The following is a 443-nucleotide window of genomic DNA, read 5'->3' as shown; positions in this document are numbered from 1 at the left end:
TGCTGCCGCTGTTGGCACCATTGGCAAGGATTTGTACGATGCTGACAAAACAGCCAACGATACGGCCGCTGAGGTAGTAACGAAAAAGCGTGCTTATGACGCTCTGGTGTTAGTGCCCGCCACAACCCCAGCTGCTTTAGCCACAGCTAAAGCTGAATGGGAAACGTCCGTTACAGACGCTAAAACCGCAAAAGAAGGGTTGGACGATGTACTTGCCCGTAACGACTATGACGCCGGTGTGACCAATCTGACTATTGGCAGCGCTAAAACCTCGATGAAAGCTGTAGAGGCACTGGAAAAAGCGGTGGCCACTTACGGTGAAATGCGCTCAACACTGGGTGCCAGCATCAACCGCCTGGATTCCAGTGCTGCGAACTTGTCAAACATGAAAGACAACACCGAGCTGGCAATGAGCAGCATTGTTGATACCGACTTTGCGGTAG

Annotated in this window: 1 protein-coding gene; it reads left to right on the top strand. The window is 51.9% G+C overall.

The annotated features are described in order from the left end of the window. Positions 1–443: flagellin (locus YROHD0001_RS0119175; protein ID WP_032818625.1), on the top strand; the 443-nt coding region annotated here is incomplete at both ends.

It is taken from the genome of Yersinia rohdei ATCC 43380 (assembly GCF_000173775.1).
Classification (GTDB): domain Bacteria; phylum Pseudomonadota; class Gammaproteobacteria; order Enterobacterales; family Enterobacteriaceae; genus Yersinia; species Yersinia rohdei.
The sequence above is the reverse complement of the archived record's forward strand: the minus strand, read 5'-3'. Positions and strand labels throughout refer to the sequence as shown.